The 17768-nt window shown below is 62.3% G+C and carries 17 protein-coding genes; 10 read left to right on the top strand and 7 right to left on the bottom strand.

Annotated features, from left to right (window positions below; translation table 11 throughout):
* The first annotated feature begins 71 nt into the window (after window positions 1-71).
* Window positions 72-953, top strand: coding sequence for an EamA family transporter (locus tag FSO04_RS04815; RefSeq protein ID WP_154558619.1), 882 nt, complete (start codon window positions 72-74; stop codon window positions 951-953).
* Window positions 954-1052: 99 nt separating this feature from the next.
* Here the strand turns inward: FSO04_RS04815 and FSO04_RS04810 are convergent, their stop codons facing one another.
* Both FSO04_RS04810 and tsaE read right to left on the bottom strand, forming a co-directional pair.
* Window positions 1053-2630 carry an N-acetylmuramoyl-L-alanine amidase gene (locus tag FSO04_RS04810; protein WP_154558618.1) on the bottom strand — a complete coding sequence of 526 codons (1578 nt, stop codon included), beginning with the start codon at window positions 2628-2630 and terminating at the stop codon, window positions 1053-1055.
* Entirely contained in the window at window positions 2612-3196 is a 585-nt protein-coding gene (tsaE, locus tag FSO04_RS04805; protein ID WP_154558617.1) for a tRNA (adenosine(37)-N6)-threonylcarbamoyltransferase complex ATPase subunit type 1 TsaE, read from the bottom strand. Before tsaE ends, FSO04_RS04810 begins: the two co-directional genes overlap by 19 nt.
* Window positions 3197-3213: 17 nt before the next feature.
* On the opposite strand from tsaE, the gene queG reads away from it, so the two are divergent.
* The 3 genes from queG to xerD are packed head-to-tail and all read left to right on the top strand — an operon-like array spanning window position 3214 to window position 5886.
* A complete protein-coding gene (queG, locus tag FSO04_RS04800) occupies window positions 3214-4455 on the top strand; it encodes a tRNA epoxyqueuosine(34) reductase QueG (protein ID WP_154558616.1) in 1242 nt (413 codons plus the stop codon).
* A gap of 28 nt (window positions 4456-4483) precedes the next feature.
* Window positions 4484-4954: a methylated-DNA--[protein]-cysteine S-methyltransferase gene (locus tag FSO04_RS04795; protein ID WP_054034321.1), complete on the top strand. Its 471-nt coding sequence runs from the start codon at window positions 4484-4486 to the stop codon at window positions 4952-4954.
* Window positions 4951-5886: a site-specific tyrosine recombinase XerD gene (xerD, locus tag FSO04_RS04790; protein ID WP_154558615.1), complete on the top strand. Its 936-nt coding sequence runs from the start codon at window positions 4951-4953 to the stop codon at window positions 5884-5886. Before FSO04_RS04795 ends, xerD begins: the two co-directional genes overlap by 4 nt.
* A 6-nt stretch (window positions 5887-5892) precedes the next feature.
* Here xerD and FSO04_RS04785 read toward each other — a convergent pair whose 3' ends face one another.
* Window positions 5893-7455 (bottom strand): class I adenylate-forming enzyme family protein, encoded by a 1563-nt coding sequence (locus FSO04_RS04785; RefSeq protein ID WP_154558614.1) that lies wholly within the window; start codon window positions 7453-7455, stop codon window positions 5893-5895.
* Window positions 7456-7676: 221 nt separating this feature from the next.
* Between FSO04_RS04785 and ybaK the strand changes: the two genes are divergently transcribed.
* Together ybaK and plsY are read left to right on the top strand one after the other, a co-directional pair.
* Window positions 7677-8168, top strand: coding sequence for a Cys-tRNA(Pro) deacylase (ybaK, locus tag FSO04_RS04780; RefSeq protein ID WP_154558613.1), 492 nt, complete (start codon window positions 7677-7679; stop codon window positions 8166-8168).
* Window positions 8169-8281: 113 nt separating this feature from the next.
* Complete coding sequence (gene plsY / locus FSO04_RS04775; RefSeq protein ID WP_154558612.1) at window positions 8282-8902, top strand: glycerol-3-phosphate 1-O-acyltransferase PlsY; 621 nt, start codon at window positions 8282-8284, stop codon at window positions 8900-8902.
* 227 nt (window positions 8903-9129) lie between these two features.
* On the opposite strand, the gene FSO04_RS04770 is transcribed toward plsY, so the two are convergent.
* On the bottom strand, window positions 9130-9615 hold the full coding sequence (locus FSO04_RS04770; protein ID WP_054034313.1) for a YajQ family cyclic di-GMP-binding protein: 486 nt from the start codon (window positions 9613-9615) through the stop codon (window positions 9130-9132).
* Between the two features lie 184 nt (window positions 9616-9799).
* Here FSO04_RS04770 and murB point away from each other — a divergent pair, with 184 nt between their 5' ends.
* Window positions 9800-10843, top strand: a complete 1044-nt coding sequence (gene murB, locus FSO04_RS04765) for a UDP-N-acetylmuramate dehydrogenase (protein ID WP_154558611.1) — start codon at window positions 9800-9802, stop codon at window positions 10841-10843.
* Between the two features lie 143 nt (window positions 10844-10986).
* Here murB and FSO04_RS04760 read toward each other — a convergent pair whose 3' ends face one another.
* Window positions 10987-12213 carry an argininosuccinate synthase gene (locus FSO04_RS04760; RefSeq protein ID WP_154558610.1) on the bottom strand — a complete coding sequence of 409 codons (1227 nt, stop codon included), beginning with the start codon at window positions 12211-12213 and terminating at the stop codon, window positions 10987-10989.
* A gap of 239 nt (window positions 12214-12452) precedes the next feature.
* Window positions 12453-13382 carry an ornithine carbamoyltransferase gene (gene argF, locus FSO04_RS04755; RefSeq protein ID WP_054034310.1) on the bottom strand — a complete coding sequence of 310 codons (930 nt, stop codon included), beginning with the start codon at window positions 13380-13382 and terminating at the stop codon, window positions 12453-12455.
* Between the two features lie 463 nt (window positions 13383-13845).
* Here argF and FSO04_RS04750 point away from each other — a divergent pair, with 463 nt between their 5' ends.
* Window positions 13846-14193: a DUF3579 domain-containing protein gene (locus FSO04_RS04750; protein ID WP_154558609.1), complete on the top strand. Its 348-nt coding sequence runs from the start codon at window positions 13846-13848 to the stop codon at window positions 14191-14193.
* Between the two features lie 242 nt (window positions 14194-14435).
* Here the strand turns inward: FSO04_RS04750 and rpsT are convergent, their stop codons facing one another.
* Window positions 14436-14714, bottom strand: a complete 279-nt coding sequence (rpsT, locus tag FSO04_RS04745) for a 30S ribosomal protein S20 (RefSeq protein WP_054034306.1) — start codon at window positions 14712-14714, stop codon at window positions 14436-14438.
* A 576-nt stretch (window positions 14715-15290) separates the two neighbouring features.
* On the opposite strand from rpsT, the gene murJ reads away from it, so the two are divergent.
* Together murJ and FSO04_RS04735 are read left to right on the top strand one after the other, a co-directional pair.
* Window positions 15291-16841, top strand: a complete 1551-nt coding sequence (gene murJ / locus FSO04_RS04740) for a murein biosynthesis integral membrane protein MurJ (RefSeq protein WP_154558608.1) — start codon at window positions 15291-15293, stop codon at window positions 16839-16841.
* Window positions 16842-16846: 5 nt separating this feature from the next.
* Window positions 16847-17689, top strand: a complete 843-nt coding sequence (locus FSO04_RS04735; RefSeq protein WP_154558607.1) for a SirB1 family protein — start codon at window positions 16847-16849, stop codon at window positions 17687-17689.
* Window positions 17690-17768 lie beyond the last annotated feature (79 nt).

Raw genomic sequence — 17768 nt, 5'->3', positions numbered from 1 at the left:
CGTTTTAACGCACTGCCGAGTGAGGCGGCGTCCGCTAAACTGCCGGATCCAACAACGAAATGGAGACCGGGATGTCGCCCAGGGATTTACTGCTCGCGCTGGTCGTCGTGATTGCGTGGGGCGTCAATTTCGTCGTGATCAAGGTGGGCCTGCATGGCGTGCCGCCGATGCTGCTCGGCGCGTTGCGTTTCGCGCTCGCCGCTGTGCCGGCGGTGTTTTTCGTCAAGCGACCGCAGATGCCGTGGCGCTGGCTGCTCGCTTACGGCGCGACGATTTCGTTCGGGCAATTCGCTTTCCTGTTCTCGGCGATGTACGTCGGCATGCCCGCGGGGCTCGCGTCGCTCGTTTTGCAGGCGCAGGCATTCTTCACGCTGATCTTCGCGGCGCTGTTTCTGCATGAGCGCTTTCGCGTGCCAAACATCGTCGGTTTGCTGATCGCGGCGGGCGGCCTCGCGGTCATCGGCATGCAAGGCGGCCATGCGATGACGTTCGCGGGTTTCATCCTCACGCTGTGCGCCGCGTGTTCGTGGGCGCTCGGCAACATCGTCACGAAGAAGGTCGGCAAGGTCGATCTGGTCGGGCTGGTGGTGTGGGGCAGCCTGATTCCGCCGTTGCCGTTTTTCGCGCTGTCGTACACGTTCGAAGGGCCGCAACGGATCGCTGCGGCGCTGTCCGGGATCAGTGCGATGTCGATTTTCGCCATCGTGTATCTCGCGTTTATCGCGACGCTGATCGGCTACGGGTTGTGGAGTCGGCTTCTGTCGCGCTATCCGGCGAGCCAGGTGGCGCCGTTCTCGCTGCTGGTGCCGATTGTCGGGCTGGCGTCGGCGTCCCTGTTTCTCGACGAGCAGTTGTCCGAGGCGCAGGTCGTAGGCGCCTTGCTGGTGATGGCGGGGTTGGCGGTGAATGTGTTCGGCGGTTGGGTCGTGCAGCGGCTTTCACCGGCACGTTGACGGCCTCTTAAGCGTGAAGCAGAAAAAACGGCCGCATCGAGCGGCCGTTTTTTTATCGCTTGCATGACACGGTATGACGCGGCGTCACGCCGGCTAGCGTCAGGTCATGCGGTTCTTCGCCAACGGCGGATTCGCCGCGAAATAGCGCTTGATGCCGGTCATGATCGCATCGGCCATTTTCTCCCGATACGCGTCGTCGTTCAGGCGGCGCTCTTCATCCGGGTTACTGATGAAGGCGGTCTCCACGAGAATCGACGGAATATCCGGCGCCTTCAGCACCGCAAACCCGGCCTGTTCGACCGAGCCTTTGTGCAGCTTGTTGATACCGCCGATCTCCTTCAGCACGAAGTTGCCGTAGCGCATCGAATCGCGAATCTGCGCGGTGGTCGACATATCGAACAGCGCGCGATTAACGGTCGCGTCGGCGGACTTGATGTTGATCCCGCCGATCTGATCCGACGAGTTCTCCTTGTTCGCCATCCAGCGCGCCGCGGCGCTCGACGCGCCGTGCTCCGACAAGGCGAACACCGACGAGCCCTTCGCGTCGGGCGTGGTGAACGCGTCCGCGTGGATCGACACGAACAGGTCCGCGCCGACGCGCCGCGCCTTCTGCACGCGCACGTTCAGCGGCACGAAGAAGTCGGCGTCGCGCGTCATCATGGCGCGCATGTTCGGCTGCGCATCGATCTTCGCGCGCAACTTCTTCGCGATGTCGAGTGCGACGTGTTTCTCATACGTGCCCGAGCCGCCGATCGCGCCCGGGTCTTCGCCGCCGTGACCCGGATCGACCGCGACGGTGAGCAGACGCACCGTGTTGCTCTTGCCGGTTTTCGGATTGGTGAAGGCGTAGTTATCGTCGCCGTCGTTGTCGTCGCCACCGAGGTTGCTGCCACTAGTGCCTCCCTTGTTGCGGGCGATCGCTGTGGGCGGCGCGATGGGCGCCGTCGGGGTAGAAGGCTTGCCGAGGATGGGCGGAGCCGGTGTCGGCACAACGTGCACCGGCGGACGTGGCACGTTCGGCGCCGTCCCGCCGCTGCCGTTCTGCGCATAACGCTCGAAAAAGGCTTCGCTGTTGTCGGCGGTGGGCGGCGTGGTGCCAGGGCCGCTCAGAGTGGCGGGCGGCGCGTTGTTTTCGTCCAGCGTTTGCTGCTTACGCTCGGTCTGCGCGAGCAGATCCATCAGCGGATCGGGCGCGACAGCGGGGTACAGGTCGAACACCAGCCGGTATTTGTACGCGCCGACCGGCGGCAGCGTGAACACCTGCGGCTTCACCGAGCCCTTCAGATCGAACACCATACGCACGACGTGCGGCTGATATTGCCCGACACGCACTGACTGGATCTGCGGATCGTTCGGCGTGATCTTCGATACGAGATCCTTCAGCGCCTGATCCAGATCGAGGCCGCTCAGATCGACCACCAGCCGGTCAGGACCCTGCAGCAACTGCTGCGCGTTCTGCAATGGCTGGTCCGATTCGATCGTCACGCGCGTGTAATCGCGCGCCGGCCAGACCCGCACGCCCAGCACCGAGCTCGCCCACGCAAGACGCGGGGCGACAAGGCCGAGTACCAGCGTGGACGCGCCCGCGCGCAGAATCTGCCGGCGCCGCCAGTTATGCGTTGCGGTAGCCGCCGATTCGATCGAGCGGAACGGTTTGATCAACATCTTTCGAGACATGCCTTTCCTGATTCGCTGTATGCCCGTGCGACGAGTACCCGGCCGTCGCCCTCGTGGTCCAGGTCGAGCGCGAAGACGAGATCCGGCACGCCAAGGAGACGCCCGGCACGCTGCGGCCATTCGACGAGGCAGATCGCGCCGCTGTCGAAGTACTCGCGAAAGCCCGCGTCGGCCCATTCGGCCGGGTCGGTGAATCTGTACAGATCGAAGTGATAGAGCGCGAGTTCCCCAGCGGGCCGCTCGAGCACGTAGGGTTCGACGAGTGTATAGGTGGGACTGCGTACGCGGCCGGTGTGGCCGAGGCCGCGCAAGGTCGCGCGCACGAGTGTGGTTTTGCCGGCGCCGAGGTCACCGACGAGTTGGACTTGCAGTCCGTGGAATACCTGATGACCCGCAGCGCCTGGCGTGTGTTGTCGCGCTGCTTGCCGTGCTTCGCGCACGCTTTCGATCGCCTGCGCGAAGCGCTCGCCGAATGCGTTGGTGGCGGCCTCATCCGCGAGCGCGAAGGAGCGTTCGAGCAGGATATCGGCGGGCGTTTGGATCGCGAGATCGGGATTGACGGGCATTCTCGTAAAATGACGTGATGAACCGAAGTCCGGAGTCCCCTGTTTCCTGCACGCCTGCGTCTAACGACGATGTGCGTGCCGAGCGTCATTTCGATGAAGCGGCGCTGAATGCGCTCGCGCTCAACATCAAAACGTGGGGCCGTGAACTGGGTTTCGGGGCGATCGGCATCAGCGACACCGATCTCTCCGCTGCCGAAGCGCCGCTTGCAGCATGGCTGGAAGCGGGGTGCCACGGCGAGATGGATTATATGGCGAAACACGGCATGAAACGCGCGCGCCCCGCCGAGCTTGTGGCCGGCACGCGACGTGTGATTACCGCGCGCATCGCCTATTTGCCCGCAGAAACATTGAGCGGAAAGGCGCCCGAAAGCGCTTTGCAGGACACGCCGCGTGCACCGCAAGACTGGCGCGCAGCCGAGCATGCGCGGCTCGCGGACCCGTCGGCTGCGGTGGTGTCGATCTATGCGCGGGGCCGCGATTATCACAAGGTAATGCGTAACCGTCTGCAACATCTGGCCGAGAAAATCGAGGCGGAGATCGGCGCGTTCGGCTACCGCGTATTTACCGATTCGGCGCCGGTGCTCGAAGTGGAGCTTGCCCAGAAGGCCGGAATCGGCTGGCGCGGCAAGCACACGCTGCTGCTGCAACGCGATGCCGGTTCGCTGTTTTTCCTGGGCGAAATCTACGTCGACGTGCCCTTGCCGACCGATGCCGAGACTTCGCCCGACGATGCACCCGAAACGCCGGGCTCGCATTGCGGCAGTTGCACGCGCTGCATCGGCGCATGTCCGACGGGTGCGATCGTGGCGCCCTATAAGGTCGATGCACGCCTCTGTATTTCGTATCTGACGATCGAATTGAAGGGCAATATTCCCCTGGAAATGCGGCCGCTGATCGGTAATCGTGTGTATGGCTGCGACGATTGCCAGCTCGTCTGTCCGTGGAACAAATTTGCGCAGGCCGCGCCGGTCGCCGATTTCGATGTGCGGCATGGACTCGATCGCGCGACGCTGGTCGAACTGTTTGCATGGTCCGCCGACGAGTTCGATACGCGCATGCAGGGCAGTGCGATTCGTCGCATCGGCTATGAGAGTTGGCTGCGCAATCTGGCGGTGGGGATGGGTAATGCGCTGCGTGCGTCACCGGAGAGTTTGAGTGTGGATGCGCGCGAGGCGATTGTTCACGCGCTGAAGTTGCGCGTTGGAGACCCTTCTGCCGTCGTGCGCGAGCATGTGGAATGGGCGTTGGAAGCGGCGTAAAGTAGCGCCAATCACGGAGCAGGCAACCATGTTCAACGCAGTGATCGATGCACCGTTCGGCAAGGTCGGCATCCGCCTCGAAGGCGAGGCCGTGCGCGAGATCGTCTATCTGCCGGAGTCGGTGCAGAGCGTGGCGCCGGACACGCTTCTTGCAAAGCAGGCAGTCGAGCAGATCGAGCGTTATTTCGAGCGGGCGTCCGCGAAGTTCGAATTGCCGCTGGCAGCGGTTGGCACCCCGTTTCAGCGGCGCGTGTGGCAAGCGATCAGCGACATCCCGCCGGGCGTCGTGCTGACCTATGGGCAACTGGCACGGCAGCTAGGCAGTGTTCCGCGCGCGGTCGGCCAGGCGTGCGGTTCCAACTACTTTCCGATCGTGATTCCGTGTCATCGGGTGGTCAGTGCGAGCGGCATCGGCGGATTCGCGCATCACGCCGGAGATGGCTTCTTTCGCAACGTCAAGCGCTGGCTTCTGGCGCATGAAGGCATTCCCTACGCATGAGCGACACCGTGACTGAAGACGCGCCCATTGCGTCACCTCTGTTTGTATCGAGCTCGGCTTCGATCGACGCCTTCTGCGACGCGTTGTGGCTCGAGCACGGCTTGTCGCGCAACACGCTCGATGCGTACCGGCGCGATCTGCGCCTGTTCTGCGAATGGCTCGCGCAAACCCGCAACACCTCGCTCGACACAGCCAGTGAGGCCGATCTCAACGCCTACAGCGCGGCCCGTCAGAAAGACAAATCCACCTCGGCGAACCGGCGGCTTTCGGTGTTTCGCCGCTATTACGGCTGGGCCGTGCGCGAGCATCGCGCAAAGGCCGATCCGACGGTGCGTATCCGTTCGGCCAAGCAACCCCCGCGTTTTCCGTCGACGCTCACCGAAGCGCAAGTCGAAGCGCTGCTCGGTGCGCCGGATATCGATACGCCCTTGGGCCTGCGCGATCGCACCATGCTGGAGTTGATGTATGCGAGCGGTTTGCGTGTCACCGAACTCGTCACGCTGAAGACCGTGGAAGTGGGCCTGAACGAAGGCGTAGTGCGCGTGATGGGCAAGGGCTCGAAAGAGCGCCTGATTCCGTTCGGCGAAGAGGCGCACGGCTGGATCGAACGCTATCTGCGCGAAGCGCGTCCTGCTTTGCTGGGGGCGCGCGCGACGGATGCGCTGTTCGTCACGAGCCGCGCGGAGGGCATGACCCGCCAGCAGTTCTGGAACATCATCAAGCGTCACGCGGTAGCGGCCGACGTGCACGCGCCGCTCTCGCCGCACACGCTGCGGCACGCGTTCGCGACGCACCTGCTGAACCATGGCGCCGATTTGCGCGTCGTGCAATTGCTGCTCGGTCATACGGATATCTCGACCACGCAGATCTATACGCACGTGGCCCGCGAACGGTTGAAGTCGCTGCATGCGCAGCATCATCCGCGGGGGTGAGGCGCGTTAGACGAATTCGCGAAGCCGGTGCTTGAGAATCTTGCCCGTCGACGCGGCCGGCAGCGCGGCGAGTACCTTCACTTCGGCAGGCCGCTTGTACGGCGCGAGACGCTCACCGCACCACGCGATCAGCTCGGCCGGCGTCACCTTTGCGCCCGCGATCAATTCAACGAAAGCGACCACTTCCTCGTTACCCTCCACGGCGCGCCCGATTACCGCCGATTGCACCACCTGTGGGTGCGCGTTCAACGCATGCTCGACTTCTGCCGGATACACGTTGAAGCCGGAGCGGATGATCAACTCCTTGCTGCGCCCGACGATATGCAACGCACCGTCCGCGTCCTGCCGCGCGAGGTCGCCGGTCTTGAGCCAGCCGTCTTCGGTAACGACGGCGCGGGTCTGCTCCGGGCTGCGGTAGTAACCCAGCATCACGTTCGGGCCACGCACCCACAGTTCGCCGATTTCGCCCGGCGCTGCATCGACGCCGTCGAGTCCGACGAATCGCACGTCGACACCAGGAATGACTTCGCCGACCGAGCAATCGTTGCGCGGCGCATCGAGCATGGTGTGGGAGACGGTCGGACTGCTCTCGGTCATACCATAGCCGTTGTGCAGCGGAAGGCCGTAGACGCTTTCGACGTGCGCCTTGAGCGCGGCGTCGAGCGGCGAGCCGCCCGAATAGGCAAAGCGCAGACGCGGCGCGGACCACGCGTGGCCGTGCGTCTGCAAATGTTCGAGCAGTTTGGCGTGCATGGCTGGGACGCCCTGGAGGATCGATACCCGCTCTTCGGCGAGCGCGCGCCGCACCGCTTCCGGTGCGAAACGCGGCGCGAGGCGCAAGGTCGCGCCGGCGTGGAGGCTGCCGAGACAAACGGACGCAAAGCCGTACACGTGCGAGATCGGCAGAACGGCGTACACGACATCGTCCGGCCCGACTTTGCGCAAGCGGCTCGACACGGTCGCGATGAAGAGCAGATTGCGGTGGGACAGCATCACGCCTTTCGGCGCGCCCGTGGTTCCCGTGGTGTAGATCAGCGCGGCACATTGACGGTCATTCGCGGCCTCGACCGGCTCGGCTTTCGCGGCGGCGTCGATCGTGTACGACCAGGCACCGATATCCGGCGTGATGGCAGGCGCTGTGGCGGCTTGGTGCCGCTGCGCATGCTGTTGGGCATCCACTGAGCTTTCGACCGCATACGCGACCACGCGAGGCTGCGCGTGTGTCCGGATCGCGTCGAGTTCGGCGGCGGACAGGCGGGCATTCGACACCAGCGCCCACGCGTCGAGCTTCGCGGTGGCGAACAGCAGCACGATCTGCACGATGCTGTTCTCGGCCACGATCATCACGCGATCGCCGCCACGCACGCCCCATTCGCGTAGCCGCGCGGCGGTGGCATTGACGGCTTCCAGAAGTTGCGCGTTGGTGAGGCGGCGCGCATCTTCGATCAAGGCGACGTGTTGCGGATCGCGTGCGGCCGCGAGCGCCGGAATGTCGGCAATACGCGCGGGCAGGGCGGCTAGCAGCGCGGGAATGTCGATCGTGGAACGGGTGGATGAATCGAGGCCCAATGCTGTCTCCTATGTCGACCAGAGTTCGTGCTCTGCATGGGACCAGAGTAACGCGCTGAAGCGCGAACTCTGGTCCCATGCAACATGGTCGCTAAACGTATTCAGTGCCCGGCATGCCGTGCGCCGGAAGATTTGCGAACGATCGTGCCACAATCGCCGATCCCGCACAATTGGCCGTTCGGCAAATAGCCGTTGCGCAAACTCGCCATTACAATGCGCCGATGAGCAAATCCAGACACGTCTCCGAAACGCCCGCGACGCAGTTTCTGCGCCGTCACGGCGTCACTTTCGGCGAACATCCTTACGATTACGTCGAGCACGGCGGCACCGAGGAATCGGCGCGCCAGCTCGGCGTGGACGAACATCATGTCGTGAAGACTTTGGTGATGGAAGACGAGCACGCCAAGCCGCTGATCGTACTGATGCACGGCGACCGCACCGTCAGCACCAAGAATCTGGCGCGGCAGATCGGCGCGAAACGCATCGAGCCATGCAAGCCCGAGGTGGCGAGCCGGCATTCCGGCTATCTGATCGGCGGCACATCGCCGTTCGGTACGAAGAAGCAGATGCCGGTGTATGTCGAGTCGAGCATTCTCGAGATGGACAAGATCTGGCTGAACGGTGGGCGGCGCGGTTTTCTGGTCAGCATCGAGCCCACGGTTTTGACCGGCTTGCTGGCAGCGAAGCCGGTTCAGTGCGCGAGCGTCGATTGACGTTTGTCTCAATGTTTTCCGGGCGGGTGGGTTCGGTAGAATGTGCGCCGCCTTGTTCCCTGTTGCGGTTGGGGTGTCGAGTTTCAGACCGCCGATCCTTATAAGAGTCCCAGATGCAAAACCTGATCGTTGCTGTCGTTGCCTACCTGATCGGCTCGGTGTCGTTTGCCGTGATCGTGAGCGCCGCCATGGGGCTGGACGACCCGCGTTCATACGGCTCGGGCAACCCGGGCGCCACCAACGTGCTGCGCAGCGGTAGTAAGAAGGCCGCGATTCTCACCTTGATCGGCGACGCCTTTAAAGGATGGCTGCCGGTGTGGTTCGTGGTGCACTTCGGCGCGCGTTACGGCCTCGACGATACGTCGATCGCGATTGCGTCCGTTGCTGTGTTTCTCGGCCACCTGTATCCGATCTTCTTCCGCTTCAAGGGCGGCAAGGGCGTGGCGACCGCGGCGGGCGTGCTGCTCGCGATCAACCCGATCCTTGGCGTGGCCACCTTGCTGACGTGGCTGATCGTGGCGTTCTTCACGCGCTATTCTTCGCTGGCGGCACTGGCCGCGGCGGTGTTCGCACCGATCTTCGATGGCTTTCTGTTCGGGCCGCATATCATCGCGCTGGCGATTGTCGTGATGAGTTCGCTGCTGGTCTGGCGCCACCGCGGCAACATCGCCAAATTGATGCGCGGCCAGGAAAGCCGCATCGGCGCCAAGAAGAAACCCGACGCAACGGCCTAGCGCGGCGGGTGGTAACGAATCCTGAGCGCGGGCGGCGTGTGCCCGGTAGGGCGCTAGCCGGCGTGCCTGAGCGTGGTACTGAAGTGTGGTGCCTGAGTGCGTTCACGGAGTGCGCGCTGAAGGCGCACTGCCTGTGTGCTGGTCGTTCAGCCTGCGCCGGATTACGGGCCTTGACATAGCCCGTTGCCGGGCGTCAACACGCACCCGGTACCAAGCGTGACGCGCGTTCAGTCGCGGAAGTTATTGAAGTCGAGCGGAGTGTCAGTCACGTCCTTGCGCAGCATCGCGATCACGCTTTGCAGATCGTCGCGCTTGCCACCGGTGATACGTACCGCGTCGCCCTGAATGCTCGCCTGGACCTTGATCTTGCTGTCCTTCACGAGACGCACGATTTTCTTCGACAGATCGCCGGACACACCTTTCTTGATCTTGATGATCTGCTTGACCTTGTCGCCGCCGATCTTCTCGATCTTGCCGTAGTCGAGAAAGCGCACGTCCACATTGCGCTTGGCCATTTTCGACAGCAGGACGTCTTTCACCTGGCCGAGCTTGAAGTCGTCGTCGGCGTAGGCGGTGATTTCGCTTTCCTTGTGCTCGACGCGCGCGTCCGACCCTTTGAAGTCGAAGCGGGTTGAAATTTCCTTGTTGGACTGCTCGATCGCGTTCTTGACTTCGATCATGTCTGCTTCGCAGACGACGTCAAACGATGGCATTGTTTTCTCCCAATAGTGCTGCGGTGCGTGGCGCGGCCGGTCGGCTGCTCACGGGGCACTCGCTATAATCACGGACCGGACGTCATTTTACCGACGCCACTCCCTTTTGCCTAAGGCCGCCGCGCATTGTCGCGCGGCCGGGGCCAGATGTCGTTTAGCTGGCCGTTCCATTCTTCTCATTCCGATGTCCCAATCCGACTCCGCCGCGTTCATTGCCGGCTATCCGCTGAAGGCGCATAACACCTTCGGTTTCGATGTTCGCGCGCAGTTTGCGTGCCGGATCGAACACGAAGCGCAACTGATGGCTGCCGTGCGCGATCCGCGTGTTGCCGGCTTGCCGCGGCTGGTGCTGGGCGGCGGCAGCAATGTCGTGCTGACTGGCGACTTCGCCGGATTGGTGTTGCTGGTGGCGCTGCAAGGCCGCCGCGTCGTGCGCGAGGACAATGATGCATGGTACGTCGAGGCGGCAGCCGGCGAGTCATGGCACGACTTTGTCGCGTGGACTTTGGCGCAAGGGCTGCCTGGGCTGGAGAACCTCGCGCTGATTCCGGGCACGGTGGGGGCGGCGCCGATTCAGAACATCGGCGCGTATGGGCTGGAGATGTGCGAGCGATTTGCGTCGCTGCGGGCGGTTGAGCTGGAAACGGGCGCCGTAGTCGAGCTTGATGCCGAGGCGTGCCGATTCGGTTACCGCGACAGTTTTTTCAAGCGGGAAGGGCGCGACCGGTTTGTCATCACGTCGGTCACTTTCCGTTTGCCGAAGGTTTGGCAGCCGCGCGCCGGCTATGCGGATATCGCGCGTGAACTGGCTGCTGGTGGTCATGCCGATGCCGCCGCGCCGAGTGCGCAGGCGATTTTCGACGCGGTAGTCGCCGTGCGGCGCGCCAAACTGCCTGATCCTCTTCAGCTCGGTAATGCCGGGAGTTTCTTCAAGAATCCGGTTGTGGAGGTCACGCAGTTCGAGGCGTTGAAAGTCAAGGAGCCCGAGGTCGTGTCTTACCTTCAACCGGACGGCCGGGTAAAGCTCGCGGCGGGCTGGTTGATCGATCGATGTGGCTGGAAAGGCCGCGCGATGGGCGCAGCGGCCGTGCATGAACGGCAGGCGCTGGTGCTGGTCAATCGCGGTGGGGCGAGCGGCGCCGAGGTGTTGGCGCTTGCAAAGGCGGTTCAGCGCGATGTGCTGGCGCGATTTGGGGTTGAGCTGGAAGCGGAGCCGGTTTGTTTGTGATTGCGCGAGTGGCATGCAGCAATGAAAAAGGCGCCGGGAGTTTCCTCCCGGCGCCTTTTTAGCATCTGCGCTCCCGCTTCGGCTGCGCTTCTCGGCGCTTAACTTCGCTAGCGCGAAGTTAGCCTTCACCGAAACGCACGTCCTTAGCTGCGCTGACGACGCGCGTTCTCTGCAATCCGCATACGCAGCGCGTTCAGCTTGATGAACCCGCCAGCGTCGGCCTGGTTGTACGCACCGCCATCATCGTCGAACGTAGCGATCGTCTTGTCGAACAGCGTTTCCTTCGAATCGCGCGCGACAACCGAGACACTGCCCTTGTACAGCTTCACACGCACCCAGCCGTTGACCTTCTCTTGCGTATGGTCGATCAGCACCTGAATTGCGCGACGCTCCGGGCTCCACCAGTAGCCGTTATAAATCAGCGATGCGTAACGTGCCATCAGGTCGTCTTTCAGGTGGGCCACTTCGCGGTCGAGCGTGATCGACTCGATGCCGCGGTGCGCCTTCAGCATGATCGTGCCGCCCGGCGTTTCATAGCAGCCACGCGATTTCATGCCGACGTAACGGTTTTCGACCAGGTCCAGACGGCCGATGCCGTGCTTGCCGCCCAAGCGGTTCAGCTCGGTCAGCATTTCAGCCGGCGACAGACGCTTGCCGTTGATCGCGACCGGGTCGCCGTGCTCGTACTCGATGTCGAGATATTCAGCCTGGTCGGGCGCCTGTTCCGGCGACACCGTCCAACGCCACATATCGGCTTCGGCCTCGGCCTTCGGATCTTCCAGGTGACGGCCTTCGAACGAGATGTGCAGCAGGTTCGCGTCCATCGAATACGGCGCGCCACCTTGCTTGTGCTTCATTTCGATCGGAATGCCGGCCTTTTCAGCGTACGCGAGCAGCTTTTCGCGCGACAGCAGGTCCCATTCGCGCCACGGTGCGATCACCTTGATGCCCGGTTCCAGGGCGTAGTAACCGAGTTCGAAGCGAACCTGGTCGTTGCCCTTGCCGGTTGCGCCGTGCGAGACCGCTTGCGCGCCGGTGGCGCGGGCGATTTCGATCTGACGCTTGGCGATCAGCGGACGCGCGATCGACGTGCCCAGCAGGTATTCGCCTTCATAGATCGTGTTGGCGCGGAACATCGGGAACACGTAGTCGCGCACGAATTCTTCGCGCAGGTCTTCGATGAAGATGTTGTCCTGCTTGATGCCGAGTTGCAGGGCTTTCTTGCGCGCCGGTTCCAGCTCTTCGCCCTGGCCGATGTCGGCCGTAAACGTGACGACTTCGGCGTCGTAATTGTCCTGCAACCACTTCAGGATGACGGAGGTGTCGAGGCCGCCCGAATAGGCGAGCACGACTTTCTTGATATCGCTCATGGTGAACTCGTAGCTGGAGAAAGCTGGAAAACAAGGCGCGCCGGCGGTTCCGGAGCGCGGAAAACCACTATTTTGACACTAAACTGCCGCTTGCCCGCGTTTTTGGAGTGCTGCGGTGGGTGAGCCGGTTCCGTTTGCTTTCGCGGACGCCGGCTCGATGCGTGGCGTTAAACGTGGATGCCTTGCCTCGTATTCAAGGCCCCGTCACGCTTCACGCAGGTGCTGCGTAGCCGACTCGCTTAGTGATTCAGCTTGCCGAGCAGCAGGTATTCCATCAACGCCTTTTGCACGTGCAGACGATTTTCCGCTTCGTCCCACACGACGCTTTGCGGGCCGTCGATCACTTCCGCGCTGACTTCCTCGCCGCGGTGGGCAGGCAGGCAGTGCATGAACAATGCGTCAGAATTGGCGCGCGCCATCATTTCGGCGTCTACGCACCAGTCCGCAAAGGCTTTCTTGCGGGCTTCGTTTTCTGCCTCGAAGCCCATGCTGGTCCATACGTCTGTGGTGACCAGATCGGCGCCCGTGCAGGCCTCGTTCGGGTCGTCGAATTCCTGATAGAACGGGGCGCTTTCAGCCGCGACCATGGCGTGGTCGAGCTTGTAGCCCGGCGGCGTGGACAGGCGCAGCTTGAAACCGAGAATCTGGGCGGCTTCGATCCACGTGTACAGCATGTTGTTCGCATCGCCGACCCACGCGACCGTCTTGTCGCGAATCGGACCGCGATGTTCGAAATACGTGAAGATGTCCGCCAGCACCTGGCACGGGTGATATTCGTTGGTCAGCCCATTGATCACCGGCACGCGCGAATTCTCGGCAAAGCGCGTGAGAATGTCCTGGCCGAACGTGCGGATCATGATGATGTCGACCATGCGCGAGATCACTTGCGCGGCGTCTTCGATCGGTTCGCCGCGCCCGAGCTGAGTATCGCGCGTGCTCATGAAGACGGCGTGACCGCCCAACTGGAAGATGCCGGCTTCGAACGACAGGCGCGTGCGCGTCGAGTTTTTCTCGAAGATCATCGCCAGCGTGCGGTCGTGCAGCGGGTGGTAGGTCTCGTAGTTCTTGAATTTGCGTTTCAGAATGCGCGCGCGTTCCAGCACGTACTCGTAGTCTTCCAGCGAGAAATCCTTGAACTGCAGGTAGTGGCGAATTTTCTTGGCGGTCATGAAACAAATACGGCGGTCTCACCCGGCAGGATTGCCGGACGGCGCCGCCGTCGTTTGTGGTAACTCAATGCAGCATAAAGGATTTCGCCCCGTTTGACGAGTCGGCCAAAAGGCCAGGCAAGCTGTCTGAAAGCCTTTCGCAACCGTCAAACGAGGCTTGTGTGCGGTGCGGAAAAAGGTCCGCTGCGCTATAATCTACCGGTTATCCCTAAGCCCAGCATCTACCGGTTATCCCTAAGCCCAGCAGGCCGGTATTAAGCTTGCGGGACACGGCTCGCGCACTCCGGAAAGTTTCCTCGCGGTGCGCCGTCAAGATGAGCGCCGAGGCGGCTTATCTGGCCCTTCGTGGTTTCTGGCGGCGCAGCTCGCCATTCAGGCGTGGCCAACGTGTTCAGGCATCTCAAAGCCGCTTTGCAGTCAGCTTTGCCGTCATCTCGCTGGGCAGTCACACAGGTATTCCTACATGGCCGAAGCAGCTCCAACCGAATATTTCATTCAGGGCATCACGTCGACCGGAAAAAAGTTTCGGCCGAGTGACTGGTCGGAGCGGCTCGCAGGTGTCATGGCGTGCTTTGGTCCCAGCCCGCGCGGCAAGGGGCCGAATGCTTACCTGCAATACTCGCTGTACGTCCGGCCTACCATGATCGGCGACCTCAAATGCGTGATTCTCGATTCGCGCTTGCGCGACATCGAGCCGATGGCCTTCGATTTCGTCCTGAACTTCGCGAAAGACAATGACCTTCTCGTGACCGAGGCGTGCGAGTTGGAACTTGAGCACGCTACGCCGCAAGAGAAGAGGCATGTGATCTAGCGCGAGCTTGCCGGGCCGGATCGCCAGAAGAAAAACCCGCCAGTAGCGGGTTTTTTTGCGCCTGAAGCAATGGCGTCAAAGCGGCGGCTCAATGCAGTGGCTTCGATGTGCAGCCAACTGACTCGCGAGCAGGCGTGAATCAGTCTCCAGTTCCGTCGGTACCAAGCAAAAAAGCCCGCCGAAGCGAGCCTTTCTGTAGCAGCGGAAACAGGAGGTAGCCCACCGAAGCGGGCTGACCGAATTTACTGCGCTGCGGGTGCTTGCAGACCCTTGAGGGCTGCAGCCAGGCGGCTCTTGTTGCGAGCTGCCTTGTTCTTGTGAACGATTTTCTTGTCGGCGATGATGTCGATGGTCTTCGACGATGCCTGGAAGATCTCGACGGCCTTAGCCTTGTCGCCTGCTTCGATTGCCTTGCGGACAGCCTTGATAGCCGTGCGGAACTTCGAGCGCAGTGCCGAGTTGTGCGAGTTTGCCTTGGCGGCCTGGCGGGCGCGCTTGCGTGCTTGTGCGGAGTTAGCCATGACGGTTCCTTATCCTGTTCCTGTTTCCAGTACCTGACCTTCAAATGGTGAGGTGCTGCTTTTAGATCGAACTCTTGGAAGCGATTGCCCAAGAGCGCAAAAGTGTCGAAATAATTCGAAAAATCGATCGGACTACGCGAAGGCGGGCCCGTGTTCCGGTGTATTTCGAGGCTGGTCGGCGCCTCAATACGGCTTGCGCGCTGCTGGAGCGACGCCTGCCTACTGCGTGCCCGAACCTCATCGAAAACCCGTCCGAAAATTGAGCGAGCTTCGAAACCGGCGATTATAGCAACAAAATCAGGCACGTGGCAACGAGGAATCGCCAATTCCGAGATCCTGGGTCGGCGCGTATCGCCGGGGATTCTGTTAGTTTTGGCGAGTTTCGGCGGTTCACGAACGTCTCGACGCCGTCGCAACGGGCAAGCGGGCGGCGAGGGTGTGGCTCGAGGAGCCCGCGGCAAGCAACAAAAAAACAACCCGATCCGCTCATTCGACCGAACGTCTGCGGCGCAAATCGGTCCGATTCGCGTTCCGGCTCGTCGTCCGCACCTGCGGCACCCGTATAATAAGCGCCCCATGAATCTATTCCGAGCCCTGCTGACGGTCAGCGGCTTCACGCTGCTGTCGCGCGTGACCGGACTGGCCCGCGAAACGCTGATCGCCCGCGCGTTCGGCGCCAGTCAATATACTGACGCGTTTTACGTCGCCTTCCGTATTCCGAACCTGCTGCGCCGCATTTCCGCCGAGGGTGCGTTCTCGCAAGCCTTCGTGCCGATTCTGGCCGAATTCAAGAACCAGCAAGGACACGACGCCACCAAGGCGCTCGTCGACGCGACCTCGACGGTACTTGCCTGGGCGCTCGCGATTCTCTCGCTGATCGGCGTGGTGGGGGCGTCGGGCGTGGTGTTCATCGTCGCGTCAGGGCTCGCGCATGAAGGGCAGGCGTACGCGCTCGCGGTCACGATGACGCGCATCATGTTCCCGTACATCATTTTCATCTCGCTGACGTCGCTGGCGTCGGGCGTGCTGAATACGTACAAGAACTTTTCGCTGCCCGCATTCGCGCCGGTCCTGCTGAACGTCGCCTTCATCGTCGCGGCGGTGTTTGTCGCGCCGCGCCTGCAAACGCCGGTCTACGCGCTCGCGTGGGCGGTGATCGCCGGCGGCGTGCTGCAATTCATCGTGCAACTGCCGGGTCTGAAGAAGATCGACATGCTGCCGCGCATCGGCCTGAATCCGCTGAAGGCGCTCGCGCACCGCGGTGTGAAGCGGGTGCTGTCGAAGATGGTGCCGGCGATGTTCGCCGTGTCGGTCGCGCAGATCAGCCTGATCATCAACACCAATATTGCGTCGCGCATCGGCCCGGGCGCCGTCTCCTGGATCAATTACGCCGACCGGCTGATGGAGTTTCCGACCGCGCTGCTCGGTGTCGCGCTCGGCACGATCCTGCTGCCGAGCCTCTCGAAGGCGCACGTGGACGCCGATCCGCATGAGTATTCGTCGCTGCTCGACTGGGGGCTGCGCGTTACCTTCCTGCTGGCCGCGCCAAGCGCCGTCGCGCTGTTCTTCTTCGCTCAGCCGCTCACCGCAACGCTGTTTCACTACGGCAAGTTCGACGGCAACTCGGTGGTCATGGTTGGCCGTGCACTGTCGGCCTACGGCATCGGCCTGATCGGCCTGATTCTCATCAAGATCCTCGCGCCCGGTTTTTACGCGAAACAGGACATCAAGACGCCGGTGAAGATCGGCATCGGCGTGCTGATCGTCACGCAGATGAGCAACTATCTGTTCGTGCCGATCTTCGCGCATGCGGGCCTCACGTTGAGCGTCGGGCTCGGCGCGTGCGTGAACGCGTTGTTCCTGTTCCTCGGCCTGCGCAAGCGCGGCATCTACATGCCGTCGAACGGCTGGTTGAAGTTCTTCGTGCAGTTGTTCGGCGCCTGTCTGGTGCTGGCCGGCACGATGCACTGGCTCGCGATCAGCTTCGACTGGATTGGCATGCATAACCGGCCGGTAGACCGCATCGTGTTGCTGGGGGCGTGCCTGGTACTGTTCGCCGCGCTATATTTCGGTATGCTTTGGCTGATGGGCTTCAAGTACGCGTATTTCAAAAGGCGAGTGAAGTGATCACGATGACGCGAGTTCTCGACTATTTCAGTACGCTGGTTGCCGAAGATGACAGCCTGCCGCTGACCGAGGCGGCGCTCTCGCTCGCGCAGGACGCTTATCCCGATCTCGATTTGCAAGGCACGCTGGCTGAGATCGACGAGCTGGTTTTGCGTTTGCAGCGCCGCATGCCGGACGATGCCGACATCAGGCAGAAGGTCGGCATTCTCAACCGTTTTTTCTTTCGCGAGCTGGGTTTCGCCAGCAACCTCAACGATTATTACGATCCCGACAACAGCCATCTGAATGTGGTGCTCAAGCGGCGCCGCGGCATTCCGATTTCGCTGGCGGTGCTGTATCTGGAGATGGCCGAGCAGATCGGCATTCCGGCGCGCGGCGTGTCGTTTCCGGGTCACTTCCTGTTGCGCGTCACGACGCCGGACGGCGACGTGATGCTCGATCCGACCAGCGGACATTCGCTGTCCGAATCGCAGATGGTGGACATGCTGGAGCCGTATGTGGCGTCGGCGGGTGAGTCGGTGAGCAGAGCGCTGCGCATCTTGCTGCAACCGGCCACGCGCCGCGAGATTATCGCTCGCATGCTGCGCAATCTGAAGTCCACGTATCTTCAGACGGAACGCTGGCAGCGTCTGCTGGCGGTGCAGCAGCGTCTGGTGATCCTGCTGCCGGACAGTATCGAGGAGGTGCGCGATCGCGGTTTCGCTTACGCGCGGCTCGATTATCTGCGCCCAGCGCTCGAAGACCTCGAACGCTATCTCGGCGACCGGCCGGATGCGGAGGACGCGACGGTGGTGGAGTCGCAGTTGCACGAACTGCGTCAACGCACCCAGTACGACGACCGCGACTAAGAGGCGCTTTCCGGCCGACCGGTCAAAACAAAACAAAACGCCTGCACGTGACGCATGTGACTCATGCGGTGCAGGCGTT

The sequence above is a fragment of the Paraburkholderia madseniana genome, from assembly GCF_009690905.1.
GTDB lineage: Bacteria > Pseudomonadota > Gammaproteobacteria > Burkholderiales > Burkholderiaceae > Paraburkholderia > Paraburkholderia madseniana.
This window is presented reverse-complemented; position numbering and strand designations above follow the sequence as displayed.